Source organism: Legionella santicrucis, assembly GCF_001468135.1.
GTDB classification, from domain to species: domain Bacteria; phylum Pseudomonadota; class Gammaproteobacteria; order Legionellales; family Legionellaceae; genus Legionella; species Legionella santicrucis.
In genome coordinates this window covers 25,895-47,540 of record NZ_LNYU01000003.1, presented here as the reverse complement: position 1 = coordinate 47,540, position 21,646 = coordinate 25,895, and the positions used below count along the sequence as shown (strand labels likewise).

Genomic DNA, 21,646 nt, shown 5'->3' with positions numbered 1-21,646 from the left:
GATTACCATTTTGTCCCTGAACTTTTGGAGTAACTTCCGCCTTTAAAACAGGCATCAGCTATTGCCTGCAGCTCATCGGCTGTCCGATTCACTTTGGAACTGTTACACGTTAATGATGCGAGATGCTCTGCCTTTTTTCTTCCTTTCATTTCAGTGCTGTCACAGCCTGTAAGTAAGAATGCTAAAAGCGCTATGGATAATCCTAATCGTTTCATTGTTGTCTTCCTCTTGTTATAAATGAGTTACCATTTTTTACCTGAACTTTTATGGTAGCTGCCTGATCTAAAACGCTCATCACCAGCAGTTTGTATGGCTTCTTTGTTGGCGGCTGCTGCATCTTTTGTGGTTTGTGCGCTTTGTTGTGCTAACAAAAGTCCTCTTATTTGAAGCAGTTGATGGGATTGTTCGCTTGCTAGTTGCGAGGCAGCCTGAAGCGCTTGTTTTTGTCCCTGGGCAGTTTGAGCTTGAGTTTGCAAGGTGCGCAGTTTTACCGAATCATCTTTTAAACTTTGCTGCTGTTTATCAATTCCCTTGAGCATGGCATCGTTAGCGCGTTTTTGAGCAACAGAAGCAGATATTTTACTTTGCCTTATTTTCTGGATTTCTTCGGGACTACAATGGTTACTGCCATTAAAGCAGGGGGTTTTTTGATAATATTCCTGACTTTGATACCTATTCAGGTAACTCTGAAGGCTACCTGCTTCCTGTTTGTAATAATCAATCGTATCGGTGGATTCAAGCAGATTATCTATTACCCCATTGGCATTGTCCCACTGAAACGATGTAAGTGATTTGGTGTTATCCAGCATGTTTTGATATTGCTGAATCTGGTTGTTGTATTGATCAACCTGAGTTTTATACTCTTTAATCTGATTCAGTAGCATTTTTCCATTTTGTACGTAATTGGGTAAATCAAATACAGGCATATTGGAGCAGGCATTAAATGTCCATAAATAAACAAACAGGATTCGAAATTTCATCACAGTTCCTCTTTTTTGTTATCTGAACTGCCGGTAGGGCTTTCTAAAAGTTAAATCTTTGACGACAATGATGTTAAATCGATAACCCGGACGAATGTTTAGAGTCGGTGCTACATTCAGATTTTTTGCCACCAGTTGCGAAGTTACCTCACCCAGCTGTTGTCCTAATGCCTGACTTAATACACTGCCCGCTGTAGGGGGGCTAAATCCATACTGATTGGTCTGATTACTATTTTGACTGTAACTGATTCCCCCAACGATACCGGACATCAAGAGGGCTGAACCATAAATTCGTAAGTAATGATTATTTATTTGATCACGAAAGCCTGCGTAACCTGCACTATCAGCTCCTGGCATGGAGCCAATATCCAAAGCTTTTCCATCTGGAAAAGTAAGACGTTGCCAGGCTACCAGCACCGAACTCTGACCAAAGCTCACCTCACTGGAATAAAGACCAAAAATCTTTGTACCTTGGGGGATTAAAAGATACTTACCGGTCGCCGTATCATAAACGTTCTGGGAGACTTGACCGATGATTTGCCCAGGCAGTTCAGAAGAAATACCGCTTACCATCACTCCAGGAATAACACTTCCGGCTCTTAACTCGTATCTACTGTTGGGATTCTCGAGTCGTGAATTTAAATGCCAGCGCATTTCATTTTCCTCACCACCCAAAGTTTGCGGCATGGGTCTAGCATTTTGTCGTCCCTCGAGCAGTTGCAGTTGCTCTTTAAAGGAACTGCCGCCATCGACATCGAATGGTGCAACAGAATTGGCTCTGTGTGTATTGATACGTTCTCTGCTATTTAAGCGAGGATTATCAACCATAATTGATGTTTTTGCTTTGACTGCTTCTTCAAATGCTTGAGTTTTTTCCTGACGAATTCGTTCCAGCTCCGTATCGGATACATTTTGACTATCCATGTCTTGTTTTTGAAGGAAGTTTCGCTCCACAGGTAACTCAAGTACCGGCTCATGATTGATGATGAGTGCCTCAGGCATTACACCGGTTTTGTGATTCCCAACGACTTCATTGGCCAGACTCATGTTATTTTTTTTCTGTCCCGTGACTTTTATGACTTCTGGGGTTTGGTTTTGTGCATTGGCTCTCTTATGGGCAACAAAGACGATTAACACGACAAAAAGGGTCAACACGCCAATTGCTATCACTAAAGGGAGATTATTCACACGTTTGACCCCTGTTGTTTTGAGTTTTTGCGGTGAACTATTCGGTGATAATAAATCGATGTTTTGGTTCATTTTGTTACTCCTTGTGTGACCATGGGCTGGCTGGAGCGATTTGTTCTTTAGTTTTGACATAGACTCTGCTTAATGTTTGCGAGCCGACATACAGACTGACTCGATAAAAAGAGCCTTTTCGAGCCTCATCTACCACATAAAACAAATTTGCTTTTTGTCTTGGTTGGATGTTTTCAATCACTCCATAACCTTTGTTTCGCATTTCATGAATCAAATTAATGCCAAAGCCATCATTTATTTTTTGACTGATATAAAAGGTATTTTGAGCTGGAGGATAAATCCGTATGAGTTGTGATGTAGCATCCTTCGCCAAATAAATATCTTTGCTCTGAGAGGCGACCGTAAAATTTCCATACTGCATGCTTGCGCAGCTCGACAAAACAATTACCAACAATAGAACACTTAATTTCCTCATCTTTAGCACCTCGTAATGGTAATTTTTTCTTGAGAAGAGCCACTTCCGATAATCAGTATTGCTTTGTCGAACACACTATCAACAATATATCGGCAGCCCTGCAGGCGATAATTGACCATCACCGATTCTGGTTTTTTAAACAAACCACCATTTCTTAAGACCAGTAGTGCAGGGGCTTCGCGTTCAGACATGCTTCCAGGCATTTCAATAATGGTTTTCACACCATTGTTATAAACTCGAACCGGTTTAAATCGGGAATTTCCTTGTATCCTGTAATTGAAATTAAGATCGCCTAAATATTCGTTGGTTTCTGCGAAGGTATTGGCTTGTCGCTGTTGTGCTTGCATGTGCTGAATCAAACGCCATTTTGCTTTTGCATCCTCTGGATAAGTAAAAGAGACATAGGGCATAAAATCATTTTGATCCGACTTCAATCTAAAATGGTAGGTTCTTCTGTCTGTAGTAACGACTAGAGAAGTATCTAGCCCAACATCTTTGGGTTTGATTAACAAGTGGATTTGCTGATCCATACCTGAACCAGTAATAGACGGCTCTACGAGAAAACGTGGATCACCGACATTCATATCGTTAAGTTGCTCGGCTGGCTGCAACGCAATGTCGCAAACCTGTAATGGTGCACATACCACTCTGATTTGACCTGAACCATAAACAAAACTTACCGAGCCATCAGAAGAGTGGAATGGCTTGCTGGTTTTGTCACCCTTCTGCCATTCTTCTGCAATGCTTAAAGCCTGCTTTTCCTGATTCGATAATACAGGGATGCTTTTAGAAAAATAGAAGTTAGCCAGCTCAGTGTTATCCACAGCAAAGCTTGTCAAAGGGAGTAATAAACTAAAGGAAAGAATTATTTTTTTCATGCATTTTCTCCATGCTGAAGATCATAAGACCAATTGAAATCGCGGACATAAATCAGATGAGGGTTTTTTAAAATCGATTCATTAGATACATCATTGAGCTCATTATCTTGATACATCGTCACCATTGCTTTCATCTTGGCGGGCTTTTCTTTGAGGGTGCCATCACGGTTTCTTACGGTCTCCACCCAATCAACCTGCCAGGTATCATTAGACTCTTGCAGGACTGAGCGTATTTCAATGCTGACGATTTCATGAGCTGCTCGTTCAAAGGGATTTAAGTGTTGTTTGTCACTGTAAAATTCCTGAACTTTGGTAAGTGCCGCATCGTTTTGATTCAAATAGGAATAAACTTGGAATACAGCCTTTTTCTGCAGTGCCACATCAACACTGACCATTCGGATGTTTTCAATGAAATGGGCTGCAGCCGCTCGGTAATCATCGATACTTGCCTCACCGACATGGTCTGCACGAGTGACAGAAAGTGTATTGCCGCTGGCATCCTGCTGAAATACCAAGGGGATAAATTTGGACTGACTTCCAATCGTTATGAGCCCGCCAATAGCAGCCAAAGTGATTAAAAGACTACCTAGACTTACCAATTGCCATATCTGTAATGATTTCATAAGACCTGCAGTATGAAAATTCCAGGCTCTTTTGGCATTGAGATAAGGATTATCTGTTACGTTGTTTTTTTTCTTTTTAAGGCTTAACTTTTGTTTTATTTGGTTCATGCTGCTTCTCCAAATTGATTCATCGTAATTCCTTTTTCTAAAAGCCAATATGAAACCCACTCAGCGCCATGTTGAGCCTCAAGCTGTTTCATTCGTTCGATGGAGTCAGGATCTGTGGCACCCACAAATGCTAACGCCAATGGACCTAAAGCCAATTGATACAGACGCTGTCCTTTTTCACTGACGTAGTAGTAATCACGCTTGGGTTGAGCTGATGCAATGATGTCAATCTGACGGGGATTTAATCCCATGCGTTCATAGATCAGGCGTGTTTCAGGATCTCGTGCATACAGATTAGGTAAAAAGATTTTTGTGGCGGTTGATTCAACAATGATGTCTAAAATGTCAGAATTCGCGGCATGCGATAAATGCTGTGTTGCCATAAACACCACGCAGTTTTTCTTGGCCATGGAATCAAGCCATTCAGCAATTTTGTTTTTAAATACGGGGTGCGCTAACATCAGCCATGCTTCATCCAGTAAAATCAGGGTTGGCCTGCCATCCAGTGATGTCTCAATGCGCCGAAACAGATACAACAATACTGGCAAAGCAAATTTCTCACCCAGCCCCATAAGATGTTCAATTTCAAAGGTCATAAATGAGGACAGTCCTAGACCATCGGTTTCGGCATCCAATAAATGCCCCATCAATCCATCGATGGTGTACTGTTTCAAGGTCTCACGGATGGGTTCATCTTGAATGGTCATGACCAATTCAGATAAGGTTTTAGAACCACTCTGATGCATGCTCATAATGGCATGGCCAATTTCATTGCGTTGGGCTGGCGTTGTATTTAATCCATTTAAGGCAAGAATCGTATCTACCCATTCCATAGCCCAGGCTCTATCGCTTTGAGTGGCTAAAAACTGTAAGGGCGCAAATGAAAGATGTGAATTTTTATCTGCAATCGTGTAATGTTCTCCTCCACTGGCCTTACACGTTGGATACATGGACATGCCCTTATCAAAAGAATAAATGCGTGCATCCTTGTAGCGGCGCCAGGAGAGTGCGATTAAGCCCATGTGAGTGGATTTCCCAGAACGTGTGGGGCCAAACATGATGCCGTGGCCTAAGTCTCTCACATGAAGATTTAGGCGAAAGGGCGTATTACCATTAGTGACGCAATGCATCAATGGAGGAGATAAAGGTGGAAACAGTGGGCAAGGGGATTTGTTTTCGCCTGTCCATATGCTGGAAGTAGGTAATAAGTCAGCCAAATTCATGGTATTCACTAAAGGCCGTCTTATATTTTCAACGCCATGCCCTGGAAGACTGCCCATAAAGGCATCCATGGTATTAATGGTTTCTGTTCTTGCCGTAAATCCCAAGGCATTGATGTTCTTTTCAATCAGAAGCGCTGCTTTTTCAACTAAATCACGGTCTTCATTCATTAAAATAACAACCGAGGTGTAGTAGCCTTGACCCACCATGCCTGAGTTGGTTTCTGCAATGGCTGATTGTGCGTCATTCACCATATTGAGCGCGTCTTCATCGATTACACCTGAATTGGTGTTAAACACCTGGTCGAAAAAACCTCTGACTTTTTGTTTCCATTTTTTACGGTATTTGGTGAAATGTGCCACCGCTTCATGTGGATCCATAAAAATAAATCGAGAACTCCAGCGATATTCAACTGGCAATTGAGTTAAGGCAGTTAGAATCCCTGGGTAGGACTCCATTGGAAAACCTTCAATCGCCACACACTGAATGAATTTCCGGCCAATTTTAGGAGTAATCCCCGGTGTTAAATCCTGACCACCAATTAACGCATCAAGGTAAATAGGGTTTTTAGGAAGATTGACCGGATGGTTAAGTCCTGTGACACAATACTGAAGATGCCTTAAGAAATTATCCTGAAGTATGGTATTGTTATATTCATCACTATGCTGTTCGGCTTTCAGACGTTCGAGGTTAAGGGCTGAACTGAGTCGTGATTCAAAATTTTTGCAGGCTTGCTTGAATTCCTCTATCAGTTGATGCGTCTTTGCCTTTTGACTTAAATTCAGTTCTTCGTCATCAAACATCAATTCCACAAAACGCTTTTGGGCAATCACCGGTGGATACCAGGTCAAGGTAATCACAAAATACCCTTCATATAGGGTTTCCATGCTTTCAAAGAGTATCCTTCTTTCCTCATCAATCGCATAGGAAATTGGATCCGGAAAGTGAGAATAAGCACGCTCACTATAACCTGGAGCCGCACGTCTTATAGCATCTACATGAACCATCCAGCCATTGCCCATAGAAGACATTGCCTGATTGATTCTAAACGAGACCATCTCACGAGCCTGATCCGTGGTATTGGCATTGTCTTCGCCATGGTAAAGCCAGGCTGCCATAAAAGAGCCGTTTTTGCCGATAATCACGCCATCATCGACCACTGATGCATAATTGAGTAAATCAGCAGTACCTCCTGAATTATGGCGGTGCTTTTTTAAATGGTATTTACGGCTTTTCAGACGAATTTCCCAAAACAGGACGCTCAAAAGTAAAAGTCCTGTGGTGCTGATTAAAAAGGTGATTAAGGCAATCATTGATAACCTCTTTTATTTATTTTGAAAGGAGTTGAACGGGCGGAATAATAGGCTTTGTAGTGTCTTTGCCTTAAATATATAGCCCTCATATAAGGATCGGATTTGGCCATTAGACGAAGCCCTTTCAGGGTGAGATACCACATGATTAAACCTGCGAAAGCGGCAAGCACATCTTGAGCTGCAAAGATTAGGATTGCTGACAAAAGCCCTGAGAACATGACTAGCTCACGGTCTCCGCCCATAAAGAGACTTGCGCGGTTTCCGCATCGTCGTATGGGGATGGTACGAAGACTCATGGCTGAGTCTCCGTTGCAACGACTCCAACAGATGGTTTAGAAATTTCAGCGCCTTTGCCAGTAATTGCCGTCATGGTATTTTGAGCTGCTACCAGAAATGAGAGCACCAACACAAAAAAGACAAGAGATCGCATAAATCCATTTAATTCACCGCCAAAAATAAGCGTCGCACCTGCTGCAACCAATCCGATGATGGCAGCGCTAAAGGCGAAAGGGCCTGTAATGGATTTTTGAATTTTAGTCAGCCATGAGTCGAAGGGAAGTCCTCCACCTGCAGAGGAAGCAGCGGCTGGATGGGTGATTAACAACAAAAGTAAAACGATTAATCCCATTATCCAGTAGTTTTTCTGATTAAACAGAGTTATTTGATTCATTCATTTTCTCCTAAATAAGTTTTTCGATGATGTAATGACCGTTTTCATAACCATGAACTTTAATGATTTCTTGAATTTGTCGTCCCTGCGGGGCTCTTGAGATGTGTACGACACAATGGACAGCTTCGCCAATTAAAGGTTCGATTTCAGAAGGTGCAGCCGGGTTTCTGGTGATGAGTGATTTCAACCGATGAAGACCTGCAAGACAGTTATTCGCATGCAATGTGGCTGTTCCTCCTTCATGTCCAGTGTTCCAGGCATCCAGCAAGTCAAGCGCTTCACTACCGCGAACCTCACCAACAATGATTCGGTCGGGCCTCATTCTCAGGGTTGTTTTTAAAAGTTGAGTCATACTGACATCAAGTGTTGTATGGTATTGAACACAATTTTTAGCTGCACACTGGATTTCTCCTGTATCTTCAATGATAAAAATACGTTCTTCAGGCGCATGAATAACCATTTCATTGATAATGGCGTTCACCAATGTGGTTTTGCCAGAACCAGTACCACCAATGACTAAAATATTTCTATGTGAAGAGACGGCTTTTTCAATGACCTCACGCTGGGCTTCTGTCATAATTGCCGATTGAACATAGTCATTGAGTGTAAAAACCGATAAAGCTTTTTTGCGGATGGCAAAGGTTGGACTTGAAACAACCGGAGGCAGTTGTCCTGCAAAACGGGAGCCATCTAGAGGCAGCTCTCCTTCCAGCAAAGGTTTCATGCGAGTTACTTCTTTTCCATGAAAACCAGCAACAGTTTTGATGATGGATTCGGCACGAGCTTCAGTGATATTCCCTATATAACGCATGGTATCACCAAGCCGTTCCTGCCAAAGCTTGCCATCCGCATTGAGCATGATTTCAACGGTTTTAGGATCACTTAGCGCTTGTGCAATCATGCCACCCAAGTCACGCCTTAGTTTTTCACAGGCGCGGTCTTTGACTGTCATCCCTTGTTCTTCTTGTGTCTTCATACGATATAAACCTCAGTTGCTGATGATTTTTAAGCAGACTTTAATCCTTGCTTGAATTTGCTAATTAAACGGTCAACGATACTTTCCTTATTGGGAGGAGAGTCATTGAACCATTGATCTTTTTGGCGTTCTCGATAAATGCGTCTTTGAATTTCATCGCGGTGAATCGGAATCGATTGAGGGGCATCAAACCCAAGGCGAACTTCACCATCACGATAACCCACTACAGTACAGTAAACATCCTCACTGATAACAACAGATTCCCCAACTTTTCTTGTTAAAACCAACATATCGTTTCTCCTTCTGTTATTTAAATAAAAAGGCTTTGCACTGCCTGATATTGTCTTCAACCACTTCTTTACTGGCTGGTTGATATTTTTCGGGTGCGGCATAAAAAGCATTTTGCTTTTTGATATCACGACAAAAACCAATCATTTGCGGCAGGGTAGGAGGCATTTCACAATGATCGCGGCAATCAATAATGACCTTATTCAAAATCTCATCACTGAAATGGCTTAAGCCATCCAGCCACTCCTTCTTGGCAAAATCCAAAAACCCATCACTCTTGAACTGACTGCGCCACAAATGCCCGTAGAAGACCGCAAAACGGGTAAACAAGTTCTCAATGCGCTTTTTAGAGCTGTCGGTAGCATTGCAGGTTGATGATATTTGATTGCGAATAATCGTCTCCACCTGTGATTGCTGCATCTCCTGTTTCTGGATTCCAGAATGGATCAATGGCTCTGTTCTTAGTATTTGGGCCGCACTTTTCATTCCTTTTCTCCTGCGTTAATTCAAATTTGACTTCATCTTCCCAGCATTTTTGGGACAACCAGTTGGCTGGAAATTTCCATGCTGGAACCCATTCTCCATGCGCTTCTTGTTCTCTACGGGCTTTGATTTGTTCAGCAAGAGCTTGCAAAATACTTTGCAGCAGAGGCTCATCTGGATTGATTTGTTTAAACATTTCAAAGGCACGTTCACGTGACTTTTTCTCGGGATACATATGCCAGAAATGGTCGAAGCGTTGTAATAAATAAATATAATTATTTTCTTTTATTAGAGGTGTGTCGGCTTTTGGGATTTTATATATGTCGTCTTTTACCTCTGCACCCTCGGAAACCACAGTATTTACAAGGAGCTTTGCGTGTGGCTTTGTGTCTGCTTGCTGTGTCGGGTTTGTGTCGGGTTTATTTTGAACACAATAACTGATATCCGCTAAAAGACATTTTAAAATAAGATGTTTATCGAAAGACTGAATAGCAATAAGTCCTGAGCGTTCAAGCCCTTTAATAGCTCGGCGAATTTGCTGACGGCTAGGACTTCCTGATTCTTTAATCCCTTGATGGGGTTCAATATAAAGCACCTCAGCTAGCGATTGATAACTAATACGTCGCTTAATTCCTACTATGAGTGTATTGCGATCCATGTGAGGTCGAATCCCTCTTAAGTAGGTAATTTGTTGGATGTACGAAAGGCCACAGAGCGCATCCAATTCCTTGTCATTCACTGTAAAGTACATAAATAATCCGTTATTCCTTAACTTAAAGTCTTAGCGACAAATGAAACATGTGATACCATTTTGAGAACTTAAGACTGAAAATGGCTCTTAATGAGTTTAACTACTCGAATCGAGTAGTTAGCAAATCTTAAAATAACACATAACGAGTAGCAGTCAATGGGTAAATGAATTAATTTATTAACCAAACACCGTGGAATGGATATGAACATCAAAGAGAAAATCGGCCAAAGAATCATGAATGAACGAAAGGCGAAAGGATTGACGAGAAAAGCATTGGCTGAGTTGACTAGTGAATTGAAAGTTTCACGTATTAATAATTATGAAAGAGGGGACCGTACCCCTGGCCCAACAGAAATTAAATTGCTGGCTGATGCACTGGAAGTTTCAGCCTCTTATTTGATGTGTTTAACTGATAATCGCGAAGGAAAGATAACGAAATCTCCTGGTATAGGCGCATTGATTCCTGTATTAGATTACAAGCAAGCAGCTGATCCGGTTGCCTGCATCCAAAAAATCAAAGAGTATGTTGATACCAAAGTTGAATTTGTTCCTGTTAGTACAGTTGTTAGTGACAGCATTGGAAAAAATGCTTTTGCGCTACAGATTACGGATGAAAGCATGATGCCCGAATTTCGGATTAATGATGTCCTTATCGTAGATCCTGATACAAGTCCTAAACCTGGCGATTTTGTAGTGGCCTTGATTGAAGGAGAGCAGGAAGTCATTGTTCGCAAGTATAAGCAATTATCGGCTTCTAAAGAAGCTCAGCAGTTTGAGTTAATTGCACTTAATGAGGATTGGGCTGATATAGAGATAGGTAATGTGCAAAAAGGTAAAATTATTGGTTCCATAATCCATTTGAATAGGCTACTTAAATTCAACTCTACAACTTATAAATATTAAAATTAAATTTAATGATCTTTGAATTCAGCTGCAACTCCATTCGATGATAGCTTTTAGATAGATTTTTTGGAGCAAATCTCACTAAAGTCGTCTTTAGTAGACTTGTTATTATCATGAGGTTACTGAGCTTTGAGTGAATTTAGCTTCAAATTTTTCAATATAAAGAAATATATTTAGGTTTTGGAAGTAAAGCGCATAAAAGTCAAATTTTAGTCAATTTGTAAAATTTATAATTTAGTCAATACTTAAAAATAAAAGGGATTGACTAGGTTTTATGAAAAAAACAAGCAAACAGGGTAACCAAGAAAGCCGAAATAGCTCATATCACTCAGATCTAACTTTCATTGTCAATGATGGAGGAAAGACTCTTTTACATCGATTCAAAGCGTTAATTAAAGACGCACAATTTTTTGACAGTCTTGTAGGTTATTTTTATACCACGGGTTTTTTTAAATTATATCCTGTTCTTGAACAAACTGAAAAAATTAGAATTTTAGTAGGAATTAATACCGATCCTAAAACCTTTGAACTCACAAAAGTAGCTGAACAAAACTATCAAACTCTATCTGATGTAGAAACGAAAGAGAAGTTTTCCAGTGTATTAGCTTCGGAATTAGAAATTTCTGAAGATACTGAGTATGTAGAAAAAGGAATTAATAAATTTATCAATTGGATAAATTCAGAAAAGCTTGAAATACGTGCTTATCCAAGAGGAAATATACATTCCAAGCTTTACATTTTTTCATTTAAAGAGGATGACCGCGATCAAGGCCGAATTATAACTGGCTCAAGTAATTTTACTGCTTCAGGGTTAGTGGATAACCTGGAGTTTAATGTCGAACTCAAAAATAATTTTGACTACCAATTTGCAAAAACTCAATTTGAAAAGCTATGGGAAGATGCAGTTCCATTAGAAGAAATTTATACAGAAACCATCCAAACCAAAACATGGCTTAATGACCAAATTACTCCTTATCAACTTTATCTCAAATTTTTATATGAATATTTTAAAAACGAGTTAAATGTCGATGAGGGAATTAATCTTGATTATCTCCCAGATAATTTTAAGAAACTAGAATATCAATCTCAAGCTGTGCTTAATGCAAAAAAAATTCTAGATGAGTACGGTGGTGTTTTTTTATCCGACGTGGTTGGTCTTGGCAAGACATATATGGCTGCAATGTTAGCTAGTCAACTTGATGGAAGAACATTAGTAATTGCTCCTCCTGTACTGCTTACTAAAGAAAATGCTGGATCATGGCCTGATGTTTTTTCGGATTTTAATATCTCTGTTCATTACGAGTCATTAGGCAAACTAGACATACTTTTAAATCAAGGTACAGAAGGATATAAGAATGTTATTGTTGATGAATCCCACCGGTTTCGAACTGAAACTACAATATCTTATGATAAATTAGCTCGTATTTGTCGTAACAAACGAGTAATACTAGTATCTGCAACTCCACTGAATAACACTCCTACAGATCTACTTAGTCAGATTAAATTATTTCAGAATGGGAAAGACAGCAACATTCCTAATGTTCGAAATTTGGAAGTATTTTTTCGAGATCTTGAACAGAAAATAAATAAACTGGATAGACAAAAAGATAGAGAAGAATACCTGCAAACCATCAAAGATAATGCAAATAAGATTCGTGAATCTGTTTTAAAACACATCATGATTAGAAGAACTAGAAAAGAAATTGAAAAATATTTTTCAGATGATCTTAAAACACAGGGGCTTGAGTTCCCAGAAGTTATTCCACCAGAGCCTATTTATTATCAGCTAAACGAAATAGAAAGCCATATTTTTGATAAAAGCTTAGAGCTAGTGACCCAAGAATTTAAATACGCTCGCTATAAATTCATGCGTTATTTCAAAAAAAGAAAAGCACAAGAGGAAATCCAGACGCAAGAAAACTTAAGCAAGTTCATGAAAATATTGCTGATAAAAAGATTAGAAAGTAGTTTTCATGCTTTTAAAAAGACAATTGGCCGTTTTATCAACAATTATGAACTTTTCTTACGGGAGTTTGAAGCTGGACATGTATATCTTAGTAAGAAATATGCCTCAAAAATTTTTGAACTATTGGAAAATGATGACGACGAATCTATCCAACGCTTAATTGAAGAAGATAAAGCCAAGCATTATTCTAGTGAGGACTTTTCAGATAATTTAAAAGAAGATCTGGAAACTGATCTTCAGATATTGTACGAAATTAGAAAATTATGGGGTAAGGTTGAACGTGATCCAAAAATTGATTATTTTGTACATCTACTATCCACCCATCCCATCTTAAAACAACATAAGATTATTGTATTCACAGAATCAAAAGAAACAGCGGAGTATTTGGATCATCAATTAAATATTGTTTTTCCCAATAAAATACTTTTATTCACAAGCAGTACAAAACCAGTTTCTAGACAGTTAGTAGTTGACAATTTTGATGCTCGTGCGAGGGCCCCAAAAAATGATTATAGAATTCTCGTCACAACAGAAATACTGGCTGAAGGCGTAAATTTACACGCATCCAATACAGTCATTAATTATGATATTCCTTGGAATCCTACTCGTCTGAGACAGCGCGTTGGTCGTATCAATCGGGTTGATACCCCATTTAAAAAAATATATAGCTTTAATTTTTTTCCAACTAAACAGTCAAATGAAAAAATTAAATTACAAGAAGCTGCTGAAGCTAAAATTCAATCATTTATAACTTTATTGGGTGACGATGCTCATTTATTAACTGAAACAGAAGTACTTGAATCACATGAATTATTTAGCCAACTAACATATAAAAATATACTTCAAGAAGAAGATGATTCAGACAGTGAGCTTAAATATTTTCAGACTATTCGAGAGGTTCAAAAAAATAATCCGGAACTATTTGAATTAATTAAAGGACTACCTAAAAAGGCAAGGACTGCCAAAGAAACTCAAACTATAAATGGTCTGCTTACTTTTTTCAGAAAAAACAAAATTGAAAAATTTTTCTTAACTACCAACAATAAAACAAAAGAGCTTGATTTTATCGAAGCTGCTAAATTACTTGAATCAAATGTGCAAGAAGAACGCACCCAATTTCCTGATGATTATTTTGACAAACTACATTGTAATAAAAAAGCATTTAAAGAGATTACCGCTGAAAAAATTTTTCAAACTATGCCAAGTAAATCCAGAGACAGCAGTAGCCAATTGTTGAAATATATTAAAGCAATTTTTAGGGATACCAGTCAATTAACAGCAGAGCAAGTTGGTTATATCCATCTAATCCAAAATCAAATTAAAGCAGGAGCATTACCGAAACACACCATAAAACAAGTGCTAGAGGCTTTGAAAAAGCATATTGGAAAAGTCGAACAAAACCTCTTAGGTATTTTGTGTGTACTTAGGGAACACATTCCAAAAGAACTATTAGCAAGCCATTTTTCTGAGCGAACTGATAAAACATCGGCGTATATGGAAGTTATTTTATCTGCCTATTTTAAGGAGTTGCATCCATGAAGAAGAAAGCAGCTATAAAAATAGTAGAAAATACCCTTCACAATCGTTTTGATGAAGCGCGATATTTTGAATTTACAAAAAATATCTTCAAGAAATTTAATATAGTCAATGAATCTATTATCAGTGATTCTGAATATATAAGCAAAATAGAATTACTCGCATCCTATACAGATGTTAACAATAGACACATAGATATTATGGTTGCAAATTTACACAAAACAAGTTCTTTAGAACGAGTAAGAGTAGGTTTACGTAACACTATAGCTAAATTACTTCACAACTCTGATAGAGACGCTGCTTTGGTTGCTTATGTTTCTCCTAGTAATGAGGACTGGCGGCTTTCTTTAGTATCAATTGAATATAGCTTAAATCATGGGAATAGAATTGAACTTGGAACAGCTAATAGCAATACGTTTCTAGTTGGAGAAAATGAAAAATGTCATACAGCTCAAGAACAATTTGTGCCAGTTTTAGAAAATGATATTTGTCCGACTTTGAATACAATTTCAGAGATTTTTAGTAAAGAAAAGGTCACAAATGAATTCTATGATAAATACTTAAATTTATTTTTAACTCTCAAAGAAGAAATCGATAAAATTAAAGATAAGGATGAGGAAGTTAGAAAAGAATTTGAGAAAAAAAATGTTGAAACTCACCTTTTTGCTAGGAAGTTATTGGGACAAATTGTCTTTCTATATTTCTTGCAAAAGAAAGGTTGGTTAGGTGTTAAAGTTAATGAAAATTGGGGTACAGGCTCCAAGAGTTTTCTGAGAGATCTGTTTGATAGAAAGAGAGAAAATCAAAATTTCTTTAATGATATTTTGGAGCCCATGCTATATGAAGCATTGCGATTAAAACGCCACAGTGATTATTATAGATTATTTGATTGTCGGATACCCTTTTTAAACAGCGGTTTATTTGACCCTATTAATAACTACAGATGGCAGAACATAAAGTTATTAATACCAGATGAGCTTTTTTCAAATAAATTACCGGATAAGAAAAATAATATTGGCACTGGGATACTTGATATCTTTGACCTTTATAATTTCACCGTTAAGGAAGACGAACCTCTCGAACATGAAGTAGGCGTAGATCCGGAAATGCTTGGCAAAGTATTTGAAAAGCTCTTGGAAATTAAAGACAGGAAATCTAAATGTGCATATTACACACCTCGAGAAGTTGTACAATATATGTGCCAAGAGAGTTTATCTCTTTATCTGGGGGCAATTTTCAAACATTCCATTCCTAAACGAGAAATTGAACAACTAATTAAGTTACATATTTCTTCTAAAGCTATCCAGAACAATGCCATGCTCATCGATGAAATATTGAAAAACATAAGCATTTGCGATCCAGCAGTAGGATCTGGGGAATTTCTAATTGGCATAATGCATGAAATTGTTAACTTGAGATTGCTGTTGACTAGGTGGATGAAAATAGATGATGAACATTCTTCTTACAATTTAAAATTTAATACAATTCAAAATTGTCTATTTGGAGTAGATATTGATCAAGGTGCTGTAGAAATTGCAAGACTTCGTTTGTGGTTATCGCTAGTAGTCGACGAAGTAGATATAAAACAAGTAAAACCTCTTCCAAATCTTGATTACAAGGTTGTACTCGGAGACTCGCTTTTAAACGTGAAAGATAAGAAATTGGAAATTTCATTATTAAAAAAACTTAAGAACATAAAATTAAAATATTTTAATGAGAATCAATTCAAAATAAAGAAACAATATCAAGAAGAAATATTGGAGTTAATAAATAAAATCACCAATGGCATTAAGAAATTTGATTTTGAGGCATACTTCTCTGAAGTATTTGAGGAGAAAAAAGGGTTTGATATAGTAATCGCGAATCCACCTTACAAAATAGTTTATGATGATCATTTAAAGGAGCAATTAGAGGAGATTTACCCGACGTTTAAGAGGAACAATGACATATCCATCGCTTTCTATGAGTGTGGATTAAACTTATTAGCATATGGTGGAGTATTAACTTATATTTCATCCAATACTTTTTTAAATGGTGACTATTTCAAAGATTTCCGGAAGTTATTGACGAAGCAAATGGTTATAAAGGAAATATTAGATTTTAAAGAATCGCGCATTTTTGAGGATCCTACAGTTTTTGTTTGCACAATCTCTTGTCAGAAGCAAAAAGAAATAGAATTCCCCTATGAGTATTGTCTAAATACTCCAATAAACTCCTTCAGTGAAATATTAAAAAATAAGGTATCCATAAAAGAACCATCAACTAATAATCTTAAGGTTGATAACAGTTTATATCTGAAACTGATGAATCTGAAAAACGTGCGTCAGGCAAAAGAGATTCTACATATCAAAGACGTAGGCTTCAATTATTGGACCAAAGGTAGGGGTAAACAACGTGGGGGAGATTCAATAGGTAATCGTGTATTCTATTCTGGGAATTTAAAAGATAAGCGGGACATTCCTTTTTTAAAAGGCAGGAATATTTTTCGTTATTATATAAAAGAAACAACAAATTTCCTTAAGCATAACTTTGAATCATACTTAAATCCTGAAAAAGACACTTTTAGATTTACTAAGAGTTTATTAGAAACAAACCCAAAGATTATTTATCGTCAAACTGCCAACAAAATTATTGCAACTCTGGATACATCTGGCTATTATCTAGATCGAACTGTTCATTTAATTGCCATAAAGGATAAATATTCCCAAATAGATATAAAATATATCTTGGGTTTGCTTAATTCTAGTCTTTTTAATTACCTATATGCAGACATAGCTCAAGAAGGAGAAAAAAGAACTTTTGCACAAGTTAAAACAACCTACTTAAAAAGACTTCCCATTAAGTTCGAAAAATCAGAATACCAAGAATCCTTAATAGCCCTAGTTGATAAAATAATGGAAATTACTAAAGCTCCTGACTATTTGGAAAACCCAATCAAAATAGATAAAGTCCATACCTGCGAAAAGCAGATTAATATTTTAGTGTATAAGATTTATTCTCTAACTCCTGAAGAAATTAAGGTTGTTGAACTAAGTAACAACCTTATAGAGCATTCTAAAAAATCTATAAAGAAGAAGAGAATTTCAGCAATCTAAAGAAATATATCTATTAGTGGCAAATTATCATAAGAAAATAATGGAATAAGTTATGAGCCTTCTCTGGCCCTAAGAATTCTTTCCCTGCCAAAACTTGGCTGGCTACCAAGGGGCTGACTTCAAGTACTTGGGCTAGTTCTTTACAGTCCAACTCGCTGTAGGAAAGAATATAATCAATCAAATATTTCTGAGTATCTTTTTTTAATTGAAACTTAACATCAATAACAGGTTCTGAAACCTTGATAAAACATTCCATGTAACAACCCCACTTTCATTTATTACGGCATAGTCCAGTCGAGAAACAGTAAACCATAGCTGTGATATCGATAAAATTAGTTTTTTTACATGGAAAAGATCAGAGGTAAAATGCAATTCTGCTCTGTTTTATATCAATTGTTTGCGTTTGATACCTTTTTTATGCGGTTGTTATAGCCTCCGGTAATCCTGAGTCACTTTTCTGCTCAATAACAGTCTTAATTCTTTTGGCGATTAAGTGAAGGAAAACAGCGCCCAATAGTGCCCACATCCCTAACTGGTTAAACACATGCAGATAATCGCCATTGGATAGCAATGGATTCGTGGATTCACCTTTGGTCATGGCATTAGAAAAATAATGTGATAACGATGCTGATACGCCTGATACCATCATCCAGGTGCCCATGAGGACGCCTTGTAATTGTGGTGGGGAAATTCTGCCGATCATGGCATAGCCTACTGGTCCTATCAATAACTCCGCAATTGCTTGCGTGATAAAATGAAGTATCACCCAATAAACATTAATATATCCATCCATATTGGCAGAGAGAATACCACCTGATAACAAAAAGAAGGAACCTGCCAGTATCAGAAAGGCCCAGATAAATTGTTTGGTTACTGATACATTGTATCCTTTTATCTGTAGTCTTGTTATCACTATTGATAATAACGGAGCCCCTATAATTATCACAATGGCATTGATATTCAAAATCCATTGAGTTGCCATTTCATAATGGAACATGTTTTTGTCGACATTGTTTTTAATGAATAGGGTTACGCCCATTGGGCCTGTAAAGTAGATCATCCAGAATAGGATTGATGTTACTGTTAGGATTAGAAAAGTCATAATTTTTTGCTTATCTAAAGTCGATTTTTGTTGGTGGCCAAGATACAAAATGACAAAAAACATAATAACGCTGAAGCCTACTACAACCCCATTACTGAGCTGTGCTTTATGAAAACAAAGCAAAGTGAATGGGATAAGTGATAATATAATTCCCCAACCAATATTTTTTTTGTAATTCAGCGAAGCTTTGCCCTTAACTTTGAGTAGGGAGGTATCACGATCGTTCAGGTTTGCCCAATAACTCCACATAAGGAAAAGCGAGATTACGTTTGGAATTATGCTGGCATAGAGCAGAGTTTGATACTGATTGGAGTAATCAAAAAAGCCGCTGATGATGTAGCCAGCGCAAAAGCCGACGTTCATGCTGGAATAGCTCAAGAAAAAAGCTTTATCTCTGCGGTTATCATCCGGTGCAAAGCGCTGTGTCAGTATGTTGTTGTATGCAGTAGTATTTAAGCCACATCCAACAAGAAATAAACTTAGCCCAAGATAAAGCAGCGACTTAATTGATAGTGCCAAAAGTAAAATACCAATGGTTTGTATGGCTGTGGTAATTAAAAATAAGGATCGGTTACTTAGAAATCGTCCACCAACCACACCACCTAGTAAATGTAAAACATAGTTAAATGCTAGAAATAACCCAACAATGCTGTTTGAAAAGGTATTAGACAATCCTAATTGTTTAGTGAGAAACAGAGATAATGAGGAATATAGAATTGCATAGGAAAAGGTTGAAAAAGCCTGTATTAAATACAGGGACATAATTCCTTTTGGCATTTTTTCTGGTAACAACATAATTTTTTCCCTAAAACTATTTTGGAAAGTGACTCTACCATTAAAAATGGATAAACTTAATCCCTTTCTTCAATTATCCTTCTTTTTAAGAAAGGATAATTGATATTTAATTGCTATATGGTGTTTAGGAATGAACAATATTACTAAAGTTTCATGGGATGAAATCAAACATAAGGTAAAACCAGTCAATGAATCGATATATCGAGTCATTGAAGAAATTAAACCTGGTAAAAAAATACCATTCTTTGTAGCTCGTTATAAATTTGGTGAACATTTCGGTATTAAAAATCATGCCTATCTGCCAACCAGTAGTGGCCAAATGGAAAAGATTGACAGCAAACACACCGATAATGAGTTATTCAATCATCTTGGCTATGGTAAAAATAGTCTGCCTTTGGGATTGATACTGGATAAATTTTGTGAGTGGCATTATTTTGGAGAAGATGAGCGCATCTTTCCAGACTGTGTCCAGGGACCTGGTGCAATTTTTAATATGCAGGTTATTTTTGATGAAGATCAGACTGTAGATAACAATGTGCTGTCTGTTTCTTCTGGTGCGCTTTCATCCTTTTTATTGCCGAATATCGGTTGTAAAAGAAAACATGCTAGAGTCCAGAAATATTTTAATGTTGCTGTATCGGCTCCCAAATCTCCTTATGAACATTACCAGGTATTCAAAGAGATATTAAAGGATAAAAATACTAACGATAATTGGCATAGTGAGATTCTTTATTTTTCTGAGCAGTTTATCAATGAAGTCAAACATAATGATAAATGGCTTAAGCTGAAACTATATTTCTCGGAGTCGTTAAGGAAAAAGCTGACGCAAAATACTTATGATGCTTCCTGTAACGATTTATTCCTCAGTGCCAAAAGTATTAATCGTTTCAGACCTACGCCATTCATCATGGATACAGCAAAATACATTTTTAATATTTGCATGGGCTCAGGTATTGGTGTGAAGCCGGCAATTGATGAGCAGTACTTCCCCGTTAAAACGATTCAGAAAGTTTATAATGAATGTTATGACTTAGAATACACAGCGACCGTAATGGTGCCGTCAACATTAAATGGCCAGTCTGATAGCGTTTATTATCCCTTACAGTGCCCCTTCGCCAAGATTAATACATTTAAAACAAATCAAAGCAACAGCGCTTATAGTGAACTGGAAATGCTAAAAAATGTGTTGTTGGCTTATCAGTCGGAATTTACTGCCGATAATAGTTCCGCGTTTGGAAGTCCACTTTACCATGTGAGTAAACAAACAGAATTTTCTTTTTACCATTATAAATCTTCTAATAATCACAGTATTCTATGCTCTGAAGGTTTAAGGGAGACAGATAACCGATTTGTTTTTTCTTATTGTACTGAGTCAGTACAATTTGCCAGTGACGCTAAGTTATTTAGAGGTTGTGTAAGATTAAGCAAGAATGATTTATAAAATAGTTAATTAGTGTTTATCGACATTAGTAAAATATTTTTTGACATGTGTTAAAAAACTGATTAAAAGTTTATAAATTTTATTCTGAGAGAGAGGAATTGTTATTGTTTGATTAGGATATTTAACAATTTCCATGTATTGTTTGACTCTTTTGAAATTATGCTCATTTACATTGCTACCTGAGCCCAATAACTCTAAAAAGTTAGCACTTACATTTGAAATTTGTTCGAGAGCTTTTAAAGCATCTTTTTTTTGATTATGAATTTTTGTTGACCAGCGATGAAAATAATTAGTTCTTAACCTATGGACGTCAATTAAATTTTTTCTTTCAGTGTCTGAGATTATTTTTGCATGTTGAAGCCATCGAATTCGTAAACTTTGGTCTAAGTTGTTTGCAATGTTAATTAATTTTGTATCTCCTCTACTTCTAATTTTTATCTGATCCTTTGATTCCATGTTACCAATATTATTTATTAATTCATCACTGCTAGTAATGCATAGATAATTTGCTAACATTTCTCCATGCAGTGCACAAAGCTCAATACACGCAAGGTATTCCCCAAACGAAAAAGTTTTCTTTGCCGAACTTAATGTACTAATTAATTTTGTATGGATATTTTCTTGAGTGGTTCCAGCACTTATATTTGTCATTATATCGCAGGCTTCTACATATCTCTCAAGCAAAGCCCTATAAAGTTCTGATGAATCTAATTCAAAAAAAGCACATATCCACTTTCTTTCATTGCAATATGACTGATTATCTAAATCTAAAAGTTGACTTATATCATTTTCATTTAGATGATAACCAAGAACATTAAATTTTAATGTAACATTTTGCATGT

Annotated in this window: 20 protein-coding genes; 4 read left to right on the top strand and 16 right to left on the bottom strand. The window is 37.2% G+C overall.

Annotation, left to right across the window (positions count from 1 at the left end):
* Positions 1 to 2 precede the first annotated feature (2 nt).
* The 13 genes from Lsan_RS00495 to Lsan_RS00435 are packed head-to-tail and all read right to left on the bottom strand — an operon-like array spanning position 3 to position 9,966.
* Positions 3 to 215 (bottom strand): hypothetical protein, encoded by a 213-nt coding sequence (locus Lsan_RS00495; RefSeq protein WP_058512588.1) that lies wholly within the window; start codon positions 213 to 215, stop codon positions 3 to 5.
* A 27-nt stretch (positions 216 to 242) separates the two neighbouring features.
* Entirely contained in the window at positions 243 to 980 is a 738-nt protein-coding gene (trbJ, locus tag Lsan_RS00490) for a P-type conjugative transfer protein TrbJ (RefSeq protein WP_058512587.1), read from the bottom strand.
* Between the two features lie 18 nt (positions 981 to 998).
* On the bottom strand, positions 999 to 2,240 hold the full coding sequence (locus tag Lsan_RS00485) for a TrbI/VirB10 family protein (RefSeq protein ID WP_058512586.1): 1,242 nt from the start codon (positions 2,238 to 2,240) through the stop codon (positions 999 to 1,001).
* A 4-nt stretch (positions 2,241 to 2,244) separates the two neighbouring features.
* Entirely contained in the window at positions 2,245 to 2,655 is a 411-nt protein-coding gene (locus Lsan_RS00480; RefSeq protein ID WP_058512585.1) for a conjugal transfer protein TrbH, read from the bottom strand.
* 2 nt (positions 2,656 to 2,657) lie between these two features.
* Positions 2,658 to 3,533 carry a P-type conjugative transfer protein TrbG gene (gene trbG / locus Lsan_RS00475; RefSeq protein WP_058512584.1) on the bottom strand — a complete coding sequence of 292 codons (876 nt, stop codon included), beginning with the start codon at positions 3,531 to 3,533 and terminating at the stop codon, positions 2,658 to 2,660.
* Entirely contained in the window at positions 3,530 to 4,264 is a 735-nt protein-coding gene (locus tag Lsan_RS00470) for a conjugal transfer protein TrbF (protein WP_058512583.1), read from the bottom strand. Before Lsan_RS00470 ends, trbG begins: the two co-directional genes overlap by 4 nt.
* Positions 4,261 to 6,798, bottom strand: a complete 2,538-nt coding sequence (locus Lsan_RS00465; protein WP_058512582.1) for a VirB4 family type IV secretion/conjugal transfer ATPase — start codon at positions 6,796 to 6,798, stop codon at positions 4,261 to 4,263. The genes Lsan_RS00470 and Lsan_RS00465 overlap by 4 nt, the downstream gene beginning before the upstream one ends.
* Positions 6,795 to 7,094 carry a conjugal transfer protein TrbD gene (locus Lsan_RS00460; RefSeq protein ID WP_058512581.1) on the bottom strand — a complete coding sequence of 100 codons (300 nt, stop codon included), beginning with the start codon at positions 7,092 to 7,094 and terminating at the stop codon, positions 6,795 to 6,797. The genes Lsan_RS00465 and Lsan_RS00460 overlap by 4 nt, the downstream gene beginning before the upstream one ends.
* Positions 7,091 to 7,468 (bottom strand): TrbC/VirB2 family protein, encoded by a 378-nt coding sequence (locus Lsan_RS00455; protein WP_058512580.1) that lies wholly within the window; start codon positions 7,466 to 7,468, stop codon positions 7,091 to 7,093. The genes Lsan_RS00460 and Lsan_RS00455 overlap by 4 nt, the downstream gene beginning before the upstream one ends.
* A 10-nt stretch (positions 7,469 to 7,478) precedes the next feature.
* Positions 7,479 to 8,444, bottom strand: coding sequence for a P-type conjugative transfer ATPase TrbB (gene trbB / locus Lsan_RS00450; protein WP_058512579.1), 966 nt, complete (start codon positions 8,442 to 8,444; stop codon positions 7,479 to 7,481).
* 29 nt (positions 8,445 to 8,473) lie between these two features.
* Positions 8,474 to 8,734, bottom strand: a complete 261-nt coding sequence (gene csrA, locus Lsan_RS00445; protein WP_058512578.1) for a carbon storage regulator CsrA — start codon at positions 8,732 to 8,734, stop codon at positions 8,474 to 8,476.
* A 16-nt stretch (positions 8,735 to 8,750) separates the two neighbouring features.
* Complete coding sequence (locus Lsan_RS00440) at positions 8,751 to 9,062, bottom strand: hypothetical protein (RefSeq protein WP_058512577.1); 312 nt, start codon at positions 9,060 to 9,062, stop codon at positions 8,751 to 8,753.
* Positions 9,063 to 9,078: 16 nt separating this feature from the next.
* A complete protein-coding gene (locus Lsan_RS00435) occupies positions 9,079 to 9,966 on the bottom strand; it encodes a hypothetical protein (RefSeq protein WP_058512576.1) in 888 nt (295 codons plus the stop codon).
* A gap of 201 nt (positions 9,967 to 10,167) precedes the next feature.
* Between Lsan_RS00435 and Lsan_RS00430 the strand changes: the two genes are divergently transcribed.
* The 3 genes from Lsan_RS00430 (at position 10,168) to Lsan_RS00420 (ending at position 17,466) form a co-directional block, all read left to right on the top strand.
* Positions 10,168 to 10,869: a helix-turn-helix domain-containing protein gene (locus tag Lsan_RS00430; protein WP_058512575.1), complete on the top strand. Its 702-nt coding sequence runs from the start codon at positions 10,168 to 10,170 to the stop codon at positions 10,867 to 10,869.
* A 274-nt stretch (positions 10,870 to 11,143) separates the two neighbouring features.
* A complete protein-coding gene (locus tag Lsan_RS00425; RefSeq protein ID WP_058512574.1) occupies positions 11,144 to 14,374 on the top strand; it encodes a helicase-related protein in 3,231 nt (1,076 codons plus the stop codon).
* Positions 14,371 to 17,466: an Eco57I restriction-modification methylase domain-containing protein gene (locus Lsan_RS00420; RefSeq protein ID WP_058512573.1), complete on the top strand. Its 3,096-nt coding sequence runs from the start codon at positions 14,371 to 14,373 to the stop codon at positions 17,464 to 17,466. The genes Lsan_RS00425 and Lsan_RS00420 overlap by 4 nt, the downstream gene beginning before the upstream one ends.
* Before the next feature lie 13 nt (positions 17,467 to 17,479).
* Here the strand turns inward: Lsan_RS00420 and Lsan_RS00415 are convergent, their stop codons facing one another.
* On the bottom strand, positions 17,480 to 17,722 hold the full coding sequence (locus Lsan_RS00415; protein ID WP_058512572.1) for a hypothetical protein: 243 nt from the start codon (positions 17,720 to 17,722) through the stop codon (positions 17,480 to 17,482).
* A gap of 159 nt (positions 17,723 to 17,881) precedes the next feature.
* The gene (locus Lsan_RS00410) at positions 17,882 to 19,363 is read right to left on the bottom strand and encodes a peptide MFS transporter (protein WP_058512571.1); all 1,482 of its coding nucleotides are present in this window, start codon (positions 19,361 to 19,363) and stop codon (positions 17,882 to 17,884) included.
* Positions 19,364 to 19,493: 130 nt separating this feature from the next.
* On the opposite strand from Lsan_RS00410, the gene Lsan_RS00405 reads away from it, so the two are divergent.
* Entirely contained in the window at positions 19,494 to 20,804 is a 1,311-nt protein-coding gene (locus Lsan_RS00405) for a hypothetical protein (RefSeq protein WP_058512570.1), read from the top strand.
* A gap of 9 nt (positions 20,805 to 20,813) precedes the next feature.
* Here the strand turns inward: Lsan_RS00405 and Lsan_RS00400 are convergent, their stop codons facing one another.
* Positions 20,814 to 21,644, bottom strand: a complete 831-nt coding sequence (locus tag Lsan_RS00400; RefSeq protein ID WP_058512569.1) for a hypothetical protein — start codon at positions 21,642 to 21,644, stop codon at positions 20,814 to 20,816.
* Between the last annotated feature and the right edge of the window lie 2 nt (positions 21,645 to 21,646).